General features: G+C 48.7%; 11 protein-coding genes, 2 tRNA genes and 2 pseudogenes. 6 read left to right on the top strand and 9 right to left on the bottom strand.

Annotation, left to right across the window (positions count from 1 at the left end; translation table 11 throughout):
- Positions 1 to 69 precede the first annotated feature (69 nt).
- The 4 genes and pseudogenes from rsxB to IT774_RS11660 form a co-directional block, all read right to left on the bottom strand.
- Positions 70 to 639: an electron transport complex subunit RsxB gene (gene rsxB, locus IT774_RS11675; RefSeq protein ID WP_195809922.1), complete on the bottom strand. Its 570-nt coding sequence runs from the start codon at positions 637 to 639 to the stop codon at positions 70 to 72.
- Positions 639 to 1,219: pseudogene (gene rsxA, locus IT774_RS11670) on the bottom strand (electron transport complex subunit RsxA). The gene rsxB and the pseudogene rsxA overlap by 1 nt, the downstream one beginning before the upstream one ends.
- Before the next feature lie 230 nt (positions 1,220 to 1,449).
- A tRNA-Asn gene (locus IT774_RS11665) sits at positions 1,450 to 1,526 on the bottom strand.
- Between the two features lie 25 nt (positions 1,527 to 1,551).
- A tRNA-Asn gene (locus tag IT774_RS11660) sits at positions 1,552 to 1,628 on the bottom strand.
- A 1,087-nt stretch (positions 1,629 to 2,715) separates the two neighbouring features.
- Between IT774_RS11660 and IT774_RS11655 the strand changes: the two genes are divergently transcribed.
- The 3 genes from IT774_RS11655 (at position 2,716) to IT774_RS11645 (ending at position 7,199) form a co-directional block, all read left to right on the top strand.
- A complete protein-coding gene (locus IT774_RS11655) occupies positions 2,716 to 3,993 on the top strand; it encodes an MATE family efflux transporter (RefSeq protein ID WP_195812283.1) in 1,278 nt (425 codons plus the stop codon).
- Between the two features lie 87 nt (positions 3,994 to 4,080).
- Complete coding sequence (uvrB, locus tag IT774_RS11650) at positions 4,081 to 6,096, top strand: excinuclease ABC subunit UvrB (RefSeq protein ID WP_195809921.1); 2,016 nt, start codon at positions 4,081 to 4,083, stop codon at positions 6,094 to 6,096.
- A gap of 176 nt (positions 6,097 to 6,272) precedes the next feature.
- Positions 6,273 to 7,199, top strand: a complete 927-nt coding sequence (locus tag IT774_RS11645; protein ID WP_195809920.1) for a LysR family transcriptional regulator — start codon at positions 6,273 to 6,275, stop codon at positions 7,197 to 7,199.
- Positions 7,200 to 7,306: 107 nt separating this feature from the next.
- Here IT774_RS11645 and queC read toward each other — a convergent pair whose 3' ends face one another.
- A complete protein-coding gene (queC, locus tag IT774_RS11640; RefSeq protein WP_195809919.1) occupies positions 7,307 to 7,969 on the bottom strand; it encodes a 7-cyano-7-deazaguanine synthase QueC in 663 nt (220 codons plus the stop codon).
- Between the two features lie 84 nt (positions 7,970 to 8,053).
- On the opposite strand from queC, the gene queE reads away from it, so the two are divergent.
- Positions 8,054 to 8,734 carry a 7-carboxy-7-deazaguanine synthase QueE gene (queE, locus tag IT774_RS11635; RefSeq protein ID WP_195809918.1) on the top strand — a complete coding sequence of 227 codons (681 nt, stop codon included), beginning with the start codon at positions 8,054 to 8,056 and terminating at the stop codon, positions 8,732 to 8,734.
- Positions 8,735 to 8,758: 24 nt separating this feature from the next.
- Positions 8,759 to 9,658: a type 2 periplasmic-binding domain-containing protein gene (locus IT774_RS11630; protein WP_195809917.1), complete on the top strand. Its 900-nt coding sequence runs from the start codon at positions 8,759 to 8,761 to the stop codon at positions 9,656 to 9,658.
- A 62-nt stretch (positions 9,659 to 9,720) separates the two neighbouring features.
- On the opposite strand, the gene IT774_RS11625 is transcribed toward IT774_RS11630, so the two are convergent.
- The 3 genes and pseudogenes from IT774_RS11625 to IT774_RS11615 all read right to left on the bottom strand — a co-directional run bounded on the left by IT774_RS11625 (position 9,721) and on the right by IT774_RS11615 (position 16,003).
- Positions 9,721 to 12,135, bottom strand: coding sequence for a hypothetical protein (locus IT774_RS11625; RefSeq protein ID WP_195809916.1), 2,415 nt, complete (start codon positions 12,133 to 12,135; stop codon positions 9,721 to 9,723).
- A gap of 225 nt (positions 12,136 to 12,360) precedes the next feature.
- Positions 12,361 to 14,036 (bottom strand): annotated as a pseudogene (gene asnB, locus IT774_RS11620) (asparagine synthase B).
- A gap of 305 nt (positions 14,037 to 14,341) precedes the next feature.
- Positions 14,342 to 16,003 carry a M28 family metallopeptidase gene (locus IT774_RS11615; protein ID WP_195809915.1) on the bottom strand — a complete coding sequence of 554 codons (1,662 nt, stop codon included), beginning with the start codon at positions 16,001 to 16,003 and terminating at the stop codon, positions 14,342 to 14,344.
- A gap of 69 nt (positions 16,004 to 16,072) precedes the next feature.
- Between IT774_RS11615 and IT774_RS11610 the strand changes: the two genes are divergently transcribed.
- Entirely contained in the window at positions 16,073 to 16,933 is an 861-nt protein-coding gene (locus tag IT774_RS11610; protein ID WP_195809914.1) for a DUF3025 domain-containing protein, read from the top strand.
- 3 nt (positions 16,934 to 16,936) lie between these two features.
- Here IT774_RS11610 and IT774_RS11605 read toward each other — a convergent pair whose 3' ends face one another.
- A complete protein-coding gene (locus tag IT774_RS11605; protein WP_195809913.1) occupies positions 16,937 to 17,641 on the bottom strand; it encodes a YIP1 family protein in 705 nt (234 codons plus the stop codon).
- Positions 17,642 to 17,677 lie beyond the last annotated feature (36 nt).

The raw sequence follows: 17,677 nt of genomic DNA, 5'->3' as shown, positions 1-17,677 counted from the left end.
CCCCAGGAAAAGGGTACAATTTCCCGGCAGTCAGTCGCTGAGTAATTGTGTCAAAGTCAGGATACATAATTACGACACCATTTTAATGGGGATATCGCCCTGCTCAGACTCTTTAAAGTCCCAGGTCCAGGAGTTTGGCGTCGGCTCTACCGGAACCATATCAATACAATCAACAGGGCAGGGGTCTACACAAAGATCACAGCCGGTACATTCTCGTTCGATAACGGTGTGCATTTGTTTTGCCGCCCCTAAAATCGCATCTACCGGGCACGCCTGAATACATTTGGTGCAGCCAATACATTCGTCCTCACGGATAAACGCCACTTTTTTGGTATCTTCCTCACCGTGCGCGGCATCCAGAGGTTTGGCTTCCACGCCCATCAGATTCGCTAAATCCTTGATGGTTGACTCGCCTCCCGGCGGACATTTGTTGATTTCATCGCCATCGGCGATGGCCTGAGCATAGGGGCGGCAACCCGGGTAGCCACACTGGCCACACTGAGTCTGCGGTAAGATTTCGTCGATTTGATCCACCAACGGATCCGCTTCTACTTTAAAGCGAATACTGGCATAGCCCAATAACAGGCCGAACACTAATGCCAGTAAGCCGATGGCGATTAACGCGATGGTCATTGTCATTAAAATTTCACCAGTCCACTGAAGCCCATAAACGCCAGCGACATTAAACCCGCCGTCACCATTGCAATTGAAGCGCCTTTAAACGGCGTCGGTACATCGGCGGCAGCCAGTCGTTCGCGCATAGCGGCAAATAGGATTAATACCAGAGAAAAGCCCACAGCGGCACCAAAGCCATAGATCAGACTTTCCATAAAATTGTGTTGTTCAGTCAGGTTGAGTAACGCCACCCCAGCACCGCACAATTAGTGGTGATCAACGGCAAAAAGATCCCCAGGAGCCGGTACAGCGTGGGGCTGGTCTTGTGTACTACCATCTCGGTAAACTGAACCACCACAGCAATAACCAGAATAAATGCCAGCGTACGCAGATAACCTAAACCCAGTGGCTGTAATATGTAGGTCTCCACCAGATAACTGGAAACCGAAGCCAGGGTAAGCACAAAGGTGGTGGCCATAGACATACCAATGGCGGTTTCAAGTTTACTGGAGACGCCCATAAACGGACACAATCCAAGAAACTTCACCAGTACAAAGTTATTGACCAGCACTGTTCCTATGAGCAGAAGTAAAAAGTCGGTCATAGTGCTATTAAGCGCTCCGCATTAGCCGTCGGTCTGTGCGGTATACTACCGGGCAGACAGGGCAGATATTTATGGTTTAAAAAATGGGGGGTATTATCGCTGTTTGCAACGCGATTAACAACTTGATAAGAATAAGGTTATTTAACAAAAAAACAGGAAAACAATAAAATCTGGAAGAAAATGAAGAAGTTCAGATAAAACAGAGGGAGGGAAATAATATCATCAAAAGTTGGCTCCCCCTCCCCGACTCGAACGGGGGACCTGCGGATTAACAGTCCGTCGCTCTAACCAACTGAGCTAAGGGGGAACACAATTCTGATGCGTTAAAAAGTTGGCTCCCCCTCCCCGACTCGAACGGGGGACCTGCGGATTAACAGTCCGTCGCTCTAACCAACTGAGCTAAGGGGGAACAGCTTTTCAACGGAGGCGAATATTAAAGACCATCCCGGTAACTGTCAACAAACTTCCTGAATATTTTTTCCAACTGCTCAAAAAGTAGCTTTTTAGCACTTTTTTGTATAAATAGTCAGCAAATTCAAGCTTCAGCAATCAAATTGTCATATAGGTGACTTATCATTCTATGGCTAATCAGAACATCAATAACATCTGAAAAATTTTTGTTTGCCAACCCCGGGGGCTTATAACCAAAAAATCATAGGGATTATGAAAAAGCTATTAACTTCTCCACAAATACTGTTAATATGTACAGGTATTGGGGCAGGTACAGCCATAGCATGTTGTATTAAAGGTTAGTCGCCACTTACTAGAATATCCGTTCGGTGGCGGGTATCACACGCCGCTACTGGGTTTAACCCACTTATCCACTAAAACTGTGGATAAGTGTGTTGATAGACGGCCTGAATTCCCATTTCAGGCCCGATCCACAGGCTGTCAATACGCCAGCGACAAAAAACAGTAACAACATTAACACCCTAAAATCATGTATTTAGAGTTTTACGTTTGATCCTGGTCGTGATCCAGCCGGGATCAGTTGGACAATCTTTAGCTTGTGTGTTAATTCACCGTACAATCCTTGAACAACACCAAAAATAGCGGAACTGGAACGGATTATTAACATTTTGCAGAATGATAAAGGGGTTCTATCCACAAATTAAAGACCGCTTAAGTGGCTGTTGTGGATAATTTTCTTTAAAAACACCTGACCCCTTTGCTGTTGTCTCGGCAAATGATTGTTCCTGACATGTTAAATCTTAGGCCTGAGTAGCCGGTATAACAGCGTGGATACGACATCAGGTAAAATAACCAACGCCGAAATAGCGTGTGCAGATGCCATGCGATTCATGAGTTTAAAGAATTTATAGACTGCAATTTCAAGATGCGCAGCGAATAGCGGTTTTCATTCGGCCAAAGGTAAGGTGTAATAATGCGTTTTGTAATTACCAGAGAGTGTTGTGAATAAAGCCGGTGTGCGCGTACGAAATACAAATCTGACCGAAGGGCCTATAGGCGACACCTTACGGCGTATGACCATTCCAATGATTCTGGGAATGGTGATGATGATGAGTTTTGGGCTGGTCGATACGTTTTTTGTCAGTTTATTGGGAACGGAACAACTGGCTGCCATCAGCTTTACCTTTCCGGTCACCTTTACTGTCATCAGTTTGAATATTGGTCTGGGTATCGGCACTTCTGCAATTATCGGTAAGTTGCAGGGGGCGGGCGCGATCAATGATTCGAAGTTGTATGCCACCGGTTCGTTGATGTTGTCGGTGCTACTGGTGGGATCGCTGGCGGCGGTGGGTTATGTGCTGATAGAGCCCATCTTTAAATATCTTAATGCCAGTGAAGCGCTAATGCCTTATATCCGTGATTATATGGGAATCTGGTATCTTTCCAGCGTATTTTTGAGCCTGCCGATGGTGGGCAACAGCGTACTGCGCGCCTGCGGTGACACCCGTACTCCCAGCATTATCATGGCCTCAGGTGGGGCGCTGAACGCAGCGATGGACCCTATCTTAATCTTTGGCTTCGGACCGGTGCCTGCCATGGGGATCCAGGGTGCGGCGGTGGCCACATTTATTGCCTGGATTTTTGGCGCCAGTTGGATTATCTGGTTACTGGCGGTGCGTCGTGAACTGATGATTCCGCGCTTGTTGAATCTGGCCGAATTTAAACGTAGCTCTAAAGAGGTGCTACGCATAGGTCTGCCCGCGGCGGGCGCAAATATGCTGACCCCCATTGCCGGCGCGGTAATGACGGCGATTGTCGCGACCTATGGCGCCGAGGCGGTCGCGGCCTGGGGCGTGGGCAATCGTCTGGAGTCGATTGCCAGTATTGTGATTCTGTCACTGTCGATGACCCTGCCACCCATAATCAGCCAAAACATCGGTGCCAACCTTTATCAGCGCGTAGAGCAGGCGTATGTGGTGGCGCTCAAATTTATTCTGGTCTGGCAGGTGGTGGTATTCGGATTATTGTGGGCCGCCTCCCACTGGATTGCCCTGATTTTTGCCAATGAGCAGGAAGTCGCCCGCCTGATAAAATTGTTTCTGGCAATTGTGCCCTTAGGCTACGGCATGCAGGGTGTGGTGATTTTAACCAACTCTTCGTTAAATGCGATGCATCGGCCAATGACGGCATTGGTGCTTAGTATCATCCGTCTGTTTGTTTTGTTCGTACCAGTGTCATACATCGGCAGTGTGCTCTTCGATATCCCGGGCTTGTTCTGGGGCAATGTAATCGCCAATGTGATCATGGCAGTAATTTCATATTGTATCTTCAAACAAATGCTGAAAAAGCACCGTACCAGTTAATACGCGATCAGGCGCCAGGACAGTCTGCAGCATTGTGGTCTGTTCCCGTCAAACCGGAAAATGCAACATGTGGGAGAATGTCTATACATGAGTCGTGGATTCGAATTAGTCTCAAAATATCAACCAGCTGGTGATCAGCCCAAAGCCATAGAGTCACTTATAGATGGTTTAGACAGCGGTCTGGCCACGCAAACCTTGCTGGGGGTAACCGGTTCAGGCAAAACCTTTACCATGGCCAATGTGATTGAATCGGTGCAGCGGCCGACACTGATTCTGGCGCACAATAAAACCCTGGCGGCGCAGTTGTATGGTGAGATGAAAGAATTCTTCCCCAATAATGCGGTGGAGTATTTTGTATCGTATTACGACTATTATCAGCCTGAAGCCTATGTGCCCAGTACCGATACCTTTATTGAAAAAGATTCATCAATTAATGAACACATTGAGCAGATGCGGTTGTCAGCGACCAAAGCGTTGATGGAGCGTCGTGATGTGGTAATTGTCGCCAGTGTCTCGGCCATCTACGGCCTGGGCGATCCTGAGTCGTATATGAAAATGCTGCTGCATTTGCGCCAGGGCGACACCATGGATCAACGCGACATATTGCGGCGTCTGGCCGAGCTGCAATACAGTCGTAACGATATTGCGTTTGAGCGGGGTAATTTCAGAGTACGCGGTGATGTGATTGATATTTTTCCTGCCGACTCGGAAAAACAAGCGGTTCGGGTAGAGTTGTTTGATGATGAAATCGACACGATCAGCCTGTTTGATCCGCTTACCGGCGAGGTGGAAAAGAAGGTGGTGCGGGCCACGGTCTTTCCAAAAACCCACTATGTGACGCCCCGGGAAAAAATTCTGGAGGCCATCGAGCGCATCAAAGAAGAGCTTAAGGAACGAAAAGAGCAGCTGAAAAGCGTCAATAAATTACTTGAAGAGCAGCGTATCTCGCAGCGAACGCAGTTTGATGTCGAAATGATGCTGGAACTAGGGTACTGCTCGGGCATCGAAAACTATTCCCGTTATCTGTCGGGGCGGGCGCCGGGCGAACCACCGCCGACGCTGCTGGATTATTTTCCGGCTGATGGTCTGATGTTTATCGATGAATCCCATGTGACGGTGTCTCAGGTAGGCGCCATGTACAAAGGTGATCGCTCGCGCAAAGAAACCCTGGTGGAGTATGGTTTCAGGCTGCCGTCGGCGCTGGATAACCGGCCACTGAAGTTTGATGAGTTTGAACAGATTTGTCCGCAAACGATTTATGTATCGGCCACGCCGGGCAAGTACGAAATGGAAAAATGCGACAACGATGTGGTCGAACAGGTGGTCAGGCCAACTGGCTTACTCGATCCGCAAATAGAAGTGCGTCCGGTGGCCACCCAGGTGGATGATGTCCTGTCGGAAATCCATGAACGGGTGAAGGTGGATGAGCGTGTACTGATTACCACCCTGACCAAACGTATGGCCGAGGATTTAAGTGAATATCTGAACGAGCATGGCGTGAAAGTACGGTATCTGCACTCGGACATTGATACGGTCGAGCGCATGGAGATTATTCGTGACCTGCGTCTGGGAAAATTCGATGTGCTGGTTGGGATAAACTTGCTCCGTGAAGGTCTGGATATGCCTGAAGTTTCCTTAGTGGCGATTCTGGATGCGGACAAGGAAGGCTTTTTACGGGCCGAACGCTCACTTATTCAGACCATTGGCCGGGCTGCCCGACATCTTAATGGTCGTGCCATTTTATATGGCGATACCATCACCAAATCAATGCAAAAAGCCATTGATGAAACCCAGCGTCGTCGGGAAAAACAGCAAGCCTATAATGAAGCCAATGGGGTGACACCACAAAGTCTGAACAAACCCATTACCGATATTATGGATCTGGGTGACAGCAAAACCAGCGATTCCGGAAAGGTGCGGCTGCGTAAAATGGGTGATAAGAAAAAAGGGGCTGAGGCACCAAACCCCACCGATCTTATGGCCCGTATATCTGAGCTTGAAAAACAGATGTTTGAATCAGCCCGTGAGTTAGAATTTGAAAAAGCAGCTTCGATACGCGATGAAGTAGAAACCCTGCGCAAGCAGGTGGTTGCCCTGTCTTAGAATAGTCCCCTAAAAACAAAGCAATTCAGTATCTGTGTTGATACGTTTGGGTTGCTTTGTTTCTTTCCTGATTTTATAGCTATTTAATTAAACTGTTAAAATCTCGTTGTAATCCTGCAGCGGGTTGCCTATGATGGGTTTTGAGTATCTATAACTATACCTAAAACGGTGCGTTCATGTTGAATCGATTACAAGAGTCAGACATCAAACTCTTACGTGTCTTTTATGCAGTAGCCAGCTGTAATGGCTTTACTGCAGCAGAGCCAGTCCTGCGTATGCAGCGGCCAAATATTAGTGCAGCCATTAAAAAGCTTGAAGAACGATTAGATTTGGTTCTGTGTCACCGCGGACGCGGTGGTTTTCAGATGACCAAAGAAGGCGAGGTGGTATTTCAGGAAACCAAGCGTATCTTCAATGCCTTTGATAACTTTGTCTTTAATCTTAAGTCCTTACACGATGATTATTCAGGTCATATTACCCTGGTATTGATGTCAGGATTACCGCTGTCTATTCATCTGGCGGTGAGTAAAGCAGTTAAAAGCACCATGAAGAAGTTTGATGATATTCATGTGAATATTCAAACGCGCCTGTATAACGAAGTTGAGCATGTCGCGTTATCAGGAGAATGCCACCTGGTCATATCCACCTACGATATGGTCAAGCCTGAGTCGGTCACCTTTCATCCTATCGGTGTGCAATGCCAGGGACGACTGTATTGTTCGCCCACCCACTCATTGGCGAAGTACCGAGACTGTGCTTTGCCTGAAGACGTAAAAATCGGAGATTACCCGGCCATAGGGCTGTCCGGGTTATCGTCGGCCAACTATATTGAAGATGATCACCGCCTGGCGATCCAAACCTTCTCAGATTCGTACGACGCGGCAATGTCAGCGGTAATGACTGGTGAATACATTGGCTTGTTGCCTGACTTTATGGCAAAAGAGCAGGGCGCCAGCCTGGGCCTGGTACCCATTGCCAACGGCAGCTTGTTCAATTTTGAACATGAGCTGTTTGTGATGAACGGTAAAAATACCCGGCTTAATCCGGTGCTGCGTCACTGCATCAAAGAGCTGACTTATTTTATCGCCGAAAGCCAGAAATAGCGTCAAAACAGGTAATTGAAGCGGGCGTGTACAGCCCGCTCCCCATCTTACCAATAGTGATCACAAGGTGTGAAATAAAACAGGTGACTGCTTCCGGCTCAGTCGGGTTAGTGGTTCTCGTAGGCTAACGGATCAGTACACTGATTAGCGGCAAATGCTTCCAGGCGTTCCTGACACGCCCCACACTGCCCGCAGGCTTTCTCACGGCCGTTATAACAGGTCCAGGTTTGACTGTAGTCCAGCTTCATTGCCAGGCCGTCGGTTAAAATCGCATCTTTACTGGCGTGCAGATAAGGGGTGACGATTTCCACCGGGGTATAATTGGCAATGCCGCAAACCTCATTCATCTTTTGCACAAACTCCGGCCGGCAGTCGGGGTAAATCGCATGATCCCCGGAGTGGGCCCCGTAATACACTTTTTCAGCTTCCAGAGACACTGCGTAACCTACCGCCAGCGATAACAGAATCATATTGCGGTTAGGTACTACCGTGGTCTGCATGGTGGGCTCTTCATAATGCCCTTCAGGTACCTCAATATCACTGGTGAGTGCCGAGCCGCCAACAATGCTATTGATGGCAGATATATCCACCACTTTGTGCGCGACGCCCAGTTGCGCGCAGACTCGCGCGGCATAATCCAGTTCCTTTTTATGGCGTTGACCGTAGTCAAATGACAACGCATGTACGGTTTTGCCTTCCTGAAGAGCCTTGTGCAATACCGTAAAAGAATCCATTCCACCGGAATAGATGACCACCACATTTTCTGACATGATAAAGTTTTCCTTAAATTAGGTCCGCATGTCGCACTGAATCTTGGTAAAATTCTGCGCAGACACTGCAGTAAGGGGCGTGAATTGAGCACACAACAATTAAGCATCAACGAAGTTTTTGAGACCATCCAGGGTGAAGGTATCCACACCGGCGTGCCGTCTGTTTTTCTGCGCTTGCAAGGCTGTCCGGTCGGATGTCCGTGGTGCGACACCAAACATACCTGGACCCTGGACGATGCCTTTCTAACCACCGCGGATAAGGTGGTAACCAAATCCCGTGAAAGCGAAGCATTTTTTAATGCTGATGAAAATGCCGTACTGTCGTTATTTAATGAGTTAAAGTATACCGCGAAACATGTGGTGATCACAGGCGGCGAGCCCTGTATGTATGATTTGGTCCCCCTTACCCGGTTTTTGCATCAGCATGGCTACACCACCCAAATTGAAACAAGTGGCACCTATGAAATACGCTGCGATCCTGACACCTGGGTTACGGTCTCACCAAAGGTAGACATGAAGGGGGGCATGCCGGTATTGACCAGTGCTTTGCAACGGGCCAATGAGATAAAGCATCCGGTAGCTATGCAGCGCCACATTGATGAACTGGATGCCTTATTAGCACGGTTAGATGAAGACAACCTACCGCCGGTATGTTTGCAGCCTATTTCACAACAGCAGCGTGCCACAGATTTGGTGATAAAAACCTGTATAGCGCGCAACTGGCGGCTATCCTTACAAACACATAAGTACATTGGCATAGAATAACTGTATCTGAAGGGGCCCATCGCCATGCGTAACCTGAAGCTCTCCGGTAATAAAAAATGGTTAGCCGTAATTACCATACTATTGATGGTCAGTCAGTCGGTGCAGGCAGCCCTGTGGACCATCACCTATCCACGACCACTGGAAGATAATGATTTACGTGCAGAATACCCCATCGCTTTGTTAACGCTGGCGCTGGAGAAAACCGGCGTTAAATATCAGCTGCGCGCCTCTGAACGCATTTTATTACAGGGTAAAGCGTTACGACAGTTAAAGGAAAACCGCGAGGTGAACGTGGTCTGGAGTATGACGGACGCTCAGCGTGAAAAAGAACTGCTGCCGGTGCGCATTCCCATTGCCAAAGGACTTATAGGCTGGCGGGTTTTTTTAACCACCAAAAGTCAGTTAGGGGTATTTAGCCGCATCGACAGCTTATCCGCCCTGGTGAAAAAAACGCCGGTGCAGGGTGAGGAATGGCCCGATACAAAAATACTGCAGGCCAATGGGTTTAATGTTTTTACCGTGCCGGAATACCCCGAAGCTTTTGATATTCTGGCCACCGGGCGGGCCAGCTTTTTTCCGCGCTCGGTGATAGAAATCCAGCACGAACTGGCCAGTGACGAGATCAGTCCCGATATCGTGGCTGAGCCCCGACTGAGTTTGTACTATCCCAGCGCGATGTATTTTTTTGTAAATCGTGGCAACCCGACATTGGCCAGACTGATTCAAACCGGGTTAGAGCGGGCGATTGAAGATGGCTCCTTTGATGCTTTGTTTGAGTCCACCCATCAGGAAACGCTGGAGTCACTGGGGTTATCCAAGCGAAAAGTCTTCAGGCTGGAGAACCCCTCTTTACCTAAACTTACGCCTATAGAAGATGAGCGCCTGTGGCATATTCCTGCCCAGTTACAAAACCAGCAGCCATAAAAAAAGAGCGGTTATTCCGCTCTTTTTATTCACACTATTTGTTATAGCACAAGTGGCTTAGCTTAGCGTTTTAAACCCAGCCGACGGCGCAATCCTACCAGCGCTACTGAGAACAAGCCCAGGATGGACAAAGAGCCACCGCCGCCTGAATCACCGCCTGAGTCACCACCAGAGCCGCCACCGGAACCGCCAGAGCCACCGCCGGAGCCACCACCCGAGCCACCACCGGAACCGCCACCGGAACCGCCAGAGCCGCCACCGGAACCGCCAGAACCACCACCGGAGCCACCATCGTCATCGGAATCAGTGTCAGCAGAGGCCACAAAACCGACATTCTTGTACAGAACTGTATCGCCGAAACCCACTTTCAGCATAACAATCTGTTCGTCTTTGCCGTCGAATAAATCTCCAGGAGCATCAATCGTTACCGTTGACTCGCCATTATCACTGGCTACCGAAAACTCAGGCTCCCAGTCACTGAAGGCATCAGTTAATACCGATACTGAGACGTCGCTGCTGGCGATAGTCTCGGTAAGCGTCACCGAAACATCACCGCCATCGCTATTGACCTTACCCACCAATTCATCGCTGTAAGCACGGGGAATGGCGTTAAACAAACCGCGCATGTCCAGGTGCAGCGAGTCGACATCGCTGGTGCCTTCCAGGCCGATATTCATGGTGATAAGTTGCGGCTGCAATTCAGTTGCGGTTAATGATGCAACCCAGTCCAGCGCTTCGCGGTAATCATCATCAATGGTTACGGTGAGGGTACGTTTGTTACCAGAACCGGTGATCTCGGCGGTCATAAACTTACGAATATCAGCTGCAGCTTCAGCATCATCATAAGCAATATTGGCGTACTGCACGCCCACCAGCTTAGTCACAAATAAATTCAGGTCACTGTTGTCGACACTGGCATCTTCCACATAGATGGAGGCGGTGCTGGTCGCGCCAGGTTCGGTAGAAATATTGACGTTATCCACATGCATTGGCGAGGCGGAGTCATACTCTTGCATCACCCGGACAATGGGCAGCGGATTGTTGTCAAAATCTACCCAGTTGATTACCACCAGACATCCGTTGGTGTCAGCATCCAGTGTCAAACTTGAGGTGTTAGTGTCGCCATCAAAAGGCACATTCCGTTCGATGTTGTAAGCCGACAAATCAGAACGGTACAAATTACAGTTATAACTGGTCTGAATAACGTCCTGCTCAATGGTGCCTTCCAGTGGTTCCCAGTTCAAGGTTACTGAAGAATCGGAAATATCCAGCGTGGAGCTGCTTTTCAGGTTGGTTGAGTTGGCCAGAATAGGGCCGGCCTTACGCAGAAACTGAGCATTGTCCGCAGCGCTATCACCGCTCTCCACGCCGATGGTCACGCCATCAACGGTCTGTGAAGGATCCGAAAAACGAGCCACCCGGATCGCTTCGGGGTTACTGTAGGAAGCCATAATGGTGGCCACTTCGTCTTCTTCGACAAAGGCGTAAGGCAGCGCACCCGGTACCGCTTCGCTCAGTGAGCTGCGCTCATGATTCAGCGCCAGGTTATGGCCCAGTGCGTGGGTCAGGTTTGTATTACTGAACGGGGTATACAGCAGATGGGATTCTTTGATGAAAAACAAAAACTGTTCAGCTTCAGCTTCATCTGCATTGGTGATTTGCAGTGAGCTTGAACGGGTAAACTGACCATCTTCAAAGTCGCTCAGGTGTACGGTATTTATGAAATCGGATTCGCCGGCTCCAAATTCGGCCTTAGCCATGGCATCGTCATCGGCAAAAAAGTCACCTTCGTCATCGTCGATCAAATAGAAGTTGGTGGCTGAGACAGAAAAACCGTCAACATCGGCAGTTTCCAGAGCATTGTTAAATATCTCAATATCCTGCGGCAAAATAGCCAGCGGACTGGTATCAGTGTTCGTGTCAGCGGCCGCCGATTCAGCTTCCACAAAGGTGGCAGCCGAGATAAAGAAGGCCACGCCGGTATCATCGGGCATCTCGAAGCCACCATCGGCGGTCAGGCTGACACTTCGTTTGTTTTGCGGACGAAGTTCAGACCACTGCGCGGCGGCAGAGCGCGAGGTCACCATCGGTACCACCGCTTCTTTACCACTGGTCTTTAATTTGAATTGGGTTAAGGTTGCTGATTGCTTATCTACACTCAGGGTTTTAGGGATCCCGTCATCTATCAGTGTGGCACTGATCATGGCGCCCCGTTCACGCAATAATAATGAATTAGCATTACTGGTGGAGCTATAAGTGTAGGTAGTACCAAATCGATCTTGCTGCGCCGATTTAAACCGAAAAGCGGTGTCGTTTACAACAATATCAGACTGATAAGTCAAAGCATTTTTCAGTTCGGGCGCGTTTACAGAAGTAACGGTTTCAGTTTTTGTACTGTAGTTTGCATCTGTCGCGGCAAACCCGCTCTGGGAAAAAGCCATTGCAATGGCTAAAGATAGTGTCGCCTGTTTAAGCATACGTGTCCTTTTAAAATTGCCAATGGGCTTCCATAAGCAACCCTTTTTAATTGATCTCGCAATTAATAGCCCGAAGCGTAGTGGTGGGATCATTCTATAACTACAAATTATGGGTGATAAATTGCAAAGTTAATGTTTTTGGATACAAAAAAAGCCCGCATAAAGCGAGCTTTCAGATTAGCACGAAAGTAGGGGCAGCGAATACTTACCCGTTAAATCTTAATGTTAACCATTGGTGGAAGAGTGTACGCCTTTCATCGAGCGACCTGACGGGTCCGCATTGTTTTTAAAGCTTTCATCCCACTCCAGCGCCTCGGCAGTACTGCAGGCGATGGACTTACCGCCCGGGACGCACCGCGCTGCACTTTCCTGCGGAAAATAGCCTTCAAAAATAGTCCGGTAAAAGTAGCCTTCTTTGGTATCAGGGGTGTTAACCGGGAACCGGAACTCGGCGGTTGCCAGTTGCTGGTCACTCACTTCCTGCTCAACGTATTCGCGTAGCGAATCGATCCATGAGTAACCGACACCGTCACCGAACTGCTCTTTCTGACGCCACAACACTTCTTCAGGCAGGGTACTGCCATCATCAAAGGCTTTGCGCAATATCCATTTTTCCATACGACCGTCCAGACACATCTTGTCTTTAGGGTTAAGGCGCATGGCAACATCGATAAACGATTTATCCAAAAACGGCACCCGAGCCTCTACCCCCAGGCGCTGGTGGCTTTGTTAGCGCGGGCACAATCAAACATATGCAGACGTTCAAGTTTACGCACGGTTTCTTCGTGAAATTCTTTGGCATTGGGCGCTTTATGAAAATACAGGTAACCGCCAAAAATTTCGTCGGCGCCCTCACCCGACAACACCATCTTAATGCCCATGGCTTTAATCTGACGACTCATCAGGTACATGGGGGTCGCCGCCCGAATGGTGGTGACATCATACGTTTCCAGCTTATAGATAACATCACGAAGGGCATCCAGGCCTTCCTGGACAGTGAAGTTCACCTCGTGGTGAACGGTACCAATCATATCGGCAACTTTTTTAGCGGCGACCAGGTCCGGAGCATCTTTTAACCCTACCGCAAAGCTGTGTAAGCGAGGCCACCAGGCATCACTTTTATCTTCATCTTCCACCCGTTTGGCCACATATTTTGCTGCTACGGCCGAAACCAGAGAGGAATCGAGTCCGCCTGACAACAAAACGGCATAGGGAACATCTGACATAAGATGCGATTTCACCGACTTTTCAAATGCGGTTTTTAATTCAGCCAGATCGGTGCTGTTGTTTTCAACATTGGCAAAATCCATCCAGTCGCGCTGATAATAATGGGTAAGCTTGCCTTCCTTGCTCCACAGGTAGTGACCTGGAGGAAATTCGCTGATGGTTTTACATATGGGGGCTAAGGCTTTCATCTCTGAGGCCACATAAAAATTGCCGTGCTCATCATAGCCGGTGTACAGCGGGATAATACCCATATGGTCACGGGCAATCAGATAGGCATCCTGTTCGTTGTCGTATAGCACAAAGGCGAACATGCCCTGCAACTGGTCAATAAACCCCGGGCCGTGTTGCTTAAACAGTGGCAGTATGACTTCACAATCTGAACGTGTTTTGAAGGTGTAATCCGTATCGCCCAATTCGCTGGCCAGCTGCTTGTGGTTGTAAATTTCACCGTTTACCGCCAATACCTGTGCTTCGTTATCGCTAAACAATGGCTGGGCGCCAGTGTCTACATCGACGATAGACAGTCGCTCGTGACACAAAATGGTATTGTCATTATTCCAAACTCCAGACCAGTCAGGACCACGATGACGTAGCAGTTTTGCAAGATCCAGTGCTTGAGTTCTGAGTTCAGACACATCGGTTTTAATATCCAGGATACCGAAAATACCACACATAAAACGGGCTCTCTCTTATCACATGTTGAAATTAGAATTTAGTTTTTCTGTCGGGCTTTTACAAAGCAAGAAGGCGGAGGGACGTATTATTATGAGTATGCTGCGACCGCGTTCTATTGAATGTGCCAGCCTGTGAAAAAAATGCAACTACAATCTGAATGACAGAAAAAGAAACTGACAATTTAACCCGCTGATAGCAAAAGGTTGCGGTTGTATTAACAATAAAAACGCCACCTTAAAGGTGGCGTTAGTAGCGGATGGCTGCATGAGCAAGGTGAGGTCATGCTCATGCAATCACGGGATGGTTAAGGACGCTGAAATTCGCTTTGTTCATTCCACTGCGGCCATTCATCGGCATTAGCCACCGCCACCCCCACATCGAATAACAATTTTGTGTCCTGAGCAATGCCACTTAAATCCCAGTCGTCACGATATTCATCACAAACCTGATGATAACAACCGGTCACGATGACATTCATACGTTTACGATACTTAGCCGTTTGCTCATCGATGGGTTCGCTGCCACCTTCAGCATACAGCGCCGGTACTCCCTGCTTGGCAAAACTGAAATGGTCTGAACGATAATAATAACCCGCTTCAGGCTTATCTTCGCCCGTCAGGTACCGATCCTGACGCTCAGCGGCAGATTTAAGATAATCTTCCAGCTCAGATTTACCCTGGCCCACCACCGCGACATCTTTGGTTTTACCCAGTACATTCATCGCATCCATATTAATGTTCGCCACGGTTTTTTCCAAAGGGATCACCGGATGGTCGGCATAATATTTAGAGCCTAGCAAACCCTGTTCTTCAGCCGTCACAATAAGGAAACTAATTGAGCGATCTGGGCGTGGATTCAGGTTGCCGAAGGCCTCGGCCATAATCAGGCTGGCTGCAGCGCCGGTGGCATTGTCATGCGCACCATTATAAATTTTGTCGCCTTTAAGTGCATCGTCTTTGCCCAGGTGATCCCAGTGGGCTGAATAAATAATGTGCTCATCGGGCATTTCGCTACCAGGCAGGGTGGCAATCACATTATAACTTTCTGATTTCTTGAAGCTGTTTTCCACGGTTACCGATGCGCTTACATCCAGTGCCTGGTGGTGGGGGCCTGCTAAGGCCTGTTGCTTTTGCCTGGCAAAATCGAGTCCGGCATCAGCAAAAACTTTTTTTGCTGCATCCAGCGTCAGCCAGCCTTCCATAGCCACCCGGCCGGCGCCTTTATCTTTGCTTACCAAACCATACTGAGGGCCACTCCAGCTATTGGCTACCACCGACCAAGGATAAGAAGCAGGCGCGGTTTCATGCACAATTAATGCGCCGGCAGCACCCTGACGACTGGCTTCTTCATATTTATAGCTCCAGCGGCCGTAGTAGGTCATGGTTTTACCCTGAAACTTTTCACCTTCGGGGTTTTCAAAGCCCGGATCATTAACCAGAATAACCACGGTCTTGCCTTCAACATCCAGGCCTTCGTAGTCGTTCCAGTCGTATTCGGGGGCATTTACGCCATAGCCTACAAATACCAGTGGTGAGTCAGTCAGTGAGACCCGTTTTTGTTCACGTTTCGACGAAGCCACCATATCTTCTTTATAGCGGAAGGTGTTATCACCAATCTGCATTTGCATGTCGGGGTTCGCAGTGATTTCCATCAGCTCTACTTTTTGTAGAAAACTGCCCTGATTACCGGGCTCAAAACCCGCTTCTTTAAAAGATTTCACCAGGAAGTCGAGGGTTTTCTGCTCGCCGGCGGTGGTGGGCAGCCGTCCTTCAAACTCATCCGAGGATAATGTTTTTAATGGGGTTTTGATTTTCTCAGCAGTGATGGATGCATACACCTCATCAAAGTTTGAAGGGGCCTGTTGTTTGGTTTGTTCCTGAGGGGAAGTCTGCTCGATCTGTGGCTCTGAACATCCGGTCGCCCCTAAGAGGGCCGGTACGAGTAAAGGGAAGAGAATTCTTTTCATTGTTAGTCTCTGATTGTCTACAATACGCACCAGTATAGTGAAACAAGCACAGCGAACCAATACTCCTTTATGAAATCAAATGAACCTAACTGGCAAGCGGGCTTGTCTTTAGCCTCCTTTGCTCAACCTGTGAAGCAGGTTCTTAGTGAGCTGGGTCTTGCCCAACTCAGCACCTTTCCCCGCGCTGTGCAGCTTAATTATATTGTCGACCAACGATTCAGGGAGGCCTGGCAGGGGCCTGAATTTGTGGATCAGGGGCAGCTGAATGTCAGTGAGACCCGTTATTATGAAGAGATTATTGCTGAAGATAACTGCATTCCAACCCGTGAAGACAGTTGGCATGATTTGTTTAATGCGTGTATCTGGTTACAATTTCCGCTTACGAAACAGTATTTAAATATGCTGCATGTGCAGGATATTCGGGACCACGGTGTGCACCCGCGCACCAAAAGACGCAATCATGTGACCCATTTTGACGAGTGCGGCGTCATTCTGGCGGTACCGCATCAGTATCTGCAGCAGGCAAATGAGTTACTACAGCAACTGGCATCCCATGAATGGCTGGAGGCACTGTATTTTCGGCGTGAATGCTGGCAACAACAGATTTTTGCCTTTGTGTTTGGCCATGCCAATTTAGAAATGATGCTAAGCCCGTTTATGGGTCTGACGGGCAAATGGCTGGCCGTGGAGGTAGATGATAATTTTGCGCATTTAAGCGCTTTTGAGCAAACCCAACATTTAGATCAGGCACTGCTAAGACGCATCAGGCAGCTGGATGATTTCAACCCACCGCGTCTGATGCCGCCTTTACCGTTACTGGGGGTACCCGGATGGTGGACCGGGCAAACCGAACAATTTTATCGTAATACTGATTACTTTCGGCCCCTGCCAGCAGGCAAAGGCACCACGCCGCAATTGCCGCTTACCTAAAGCTTAGGTTAACAATACAATCAGGGCCCACACACCATAAATAAGCACATAGGGCGCTGCCGCAATCACCGCTGATTTTTTTGTCGAAAAGCTGGTCCATTGCGAAATGCCTACCGTGGTCAGATAAATTGTCCATAGCATGATGAGAGACGTGGCGCCGGCCAGGCCATTCCAGTCTGAAGACAATGGCACACCCAACAGATAAGCCAGAGATAAGGGTTGCATTATTGCCGGTGACATTTGTGGGTCGCTGCTGATGGCAATCAGAAGCACTGAAACCAGCGACGATAGCAACAAAGGCATGCTGATCCACCAGGTAAAACCATACCAGTCGGTGAAGCCCTGAACATTTTGTTCATCAGACTTTGTGGCCAGGTGTAAATACAGCGCAATGAGCAGATAATAAAGGGGTAACCCTATAAGCGGGCCCACCAGGCCGATAATTACATAAAAACTTTGTTGCTGGTTTTGACGAAACTGCTCAATTTCGGCCGGACTGACATCGCCCATGGTAGACGCGAGCAGGTCGACATAGTAACTGAAATCCACCGAGGAAAAGTACAGGTAGCCCGGCAGCACCGAGGCCACGATGACTAACACGAAGGGGAGCCAGGACCAGTTGTTCGTGGTGGTCAGCGCGCGAAATACGCCATTAGGCCGGTAAAAGATATCGTTACAGGCCTGAAAGGGGTTGGTAACCGAGTGCATAAAAGTCCTTATTAATGTTGTTATCTGGAAGGTCCA

Origin of the sequence: Salinimonas marina (genome assembly GCF_015644725.1) — a bacterium.
GTDB lineage: Bacteria > Pseudomonadota > Gammaproteobacteria > Enterobacterales > Alteromonadaceae > Alteromonas.
This window is presented reverse-complemented; position numbering and strand designations above follow the sequence as displayed.

Coding starts and splice junctions, on each gene's coding strand:
- queC (WP_195809919.1), bottom strand. CDS start 7,969: ATGTCAGAAAATGTGGTGGTCATCTATTCCGGTGGAATGGATTCTTTT.
- IT774_RS11615 (WP_195809915.1), bottom strand. CDS start 16,003: ATGAAAAGAATTCTCTTCCCTTTACTCGTACCGGCCCTCTTAGGGGCG.
- IT774_RS11610 (WP_195809914.1), top strand. CDS start 16,073: ATGAAATCAAATGAACCTAACTGGCAAGCGGGCTTGTCTTTAGCCTCC.
- IT774_RS11605 (WP_195809913.1), bottom strand. CDS start 17,641: ATGCACTCGGTTACCAACCCCTTTCAGGCCTGTAACGATATCTTTTAC.
- IT774_RS11630 (WP_195809917.1), top strand. CDS start 8,759: ATGCGTAACCTGAAGCTCTCCGGTAATAAAAAATGGTTAGCCGTAATT.
- IT774_RS11625 (WP_195809916.1), bottom strand. CDS start 12,135: ATGCTTAAACAGGCGACACTATCTTTAGCCATTGCAATGGCTTTTTCC.
- rsxB (WP_195809922.1), bottom strand. CDS start 639: ATGACAATGACCATCGCGTTAATCGCCATCGGCTTACTGGCATTAGTG.
- IT774_RS11645 (WP_195809920.1), top strand. CDS start 6,273: ATGTTGAATCGATTACAAGAGTCAGACATCAAACTCTTACGTGTCTTT.
- IT774_RS11655 (WP_195812283.1), top strand. CDS start 2,716: ATGATTCTGGGAATGGTGATGATGATGAGTTTTGGGCTGGTCGATACG.
- uvrB (WP_195809921.1), top strand. CDS start 4,081: ATGAGTCGTGGATTCGAATTAGTCTCAAAATATCAACCAGCTGGTGAT.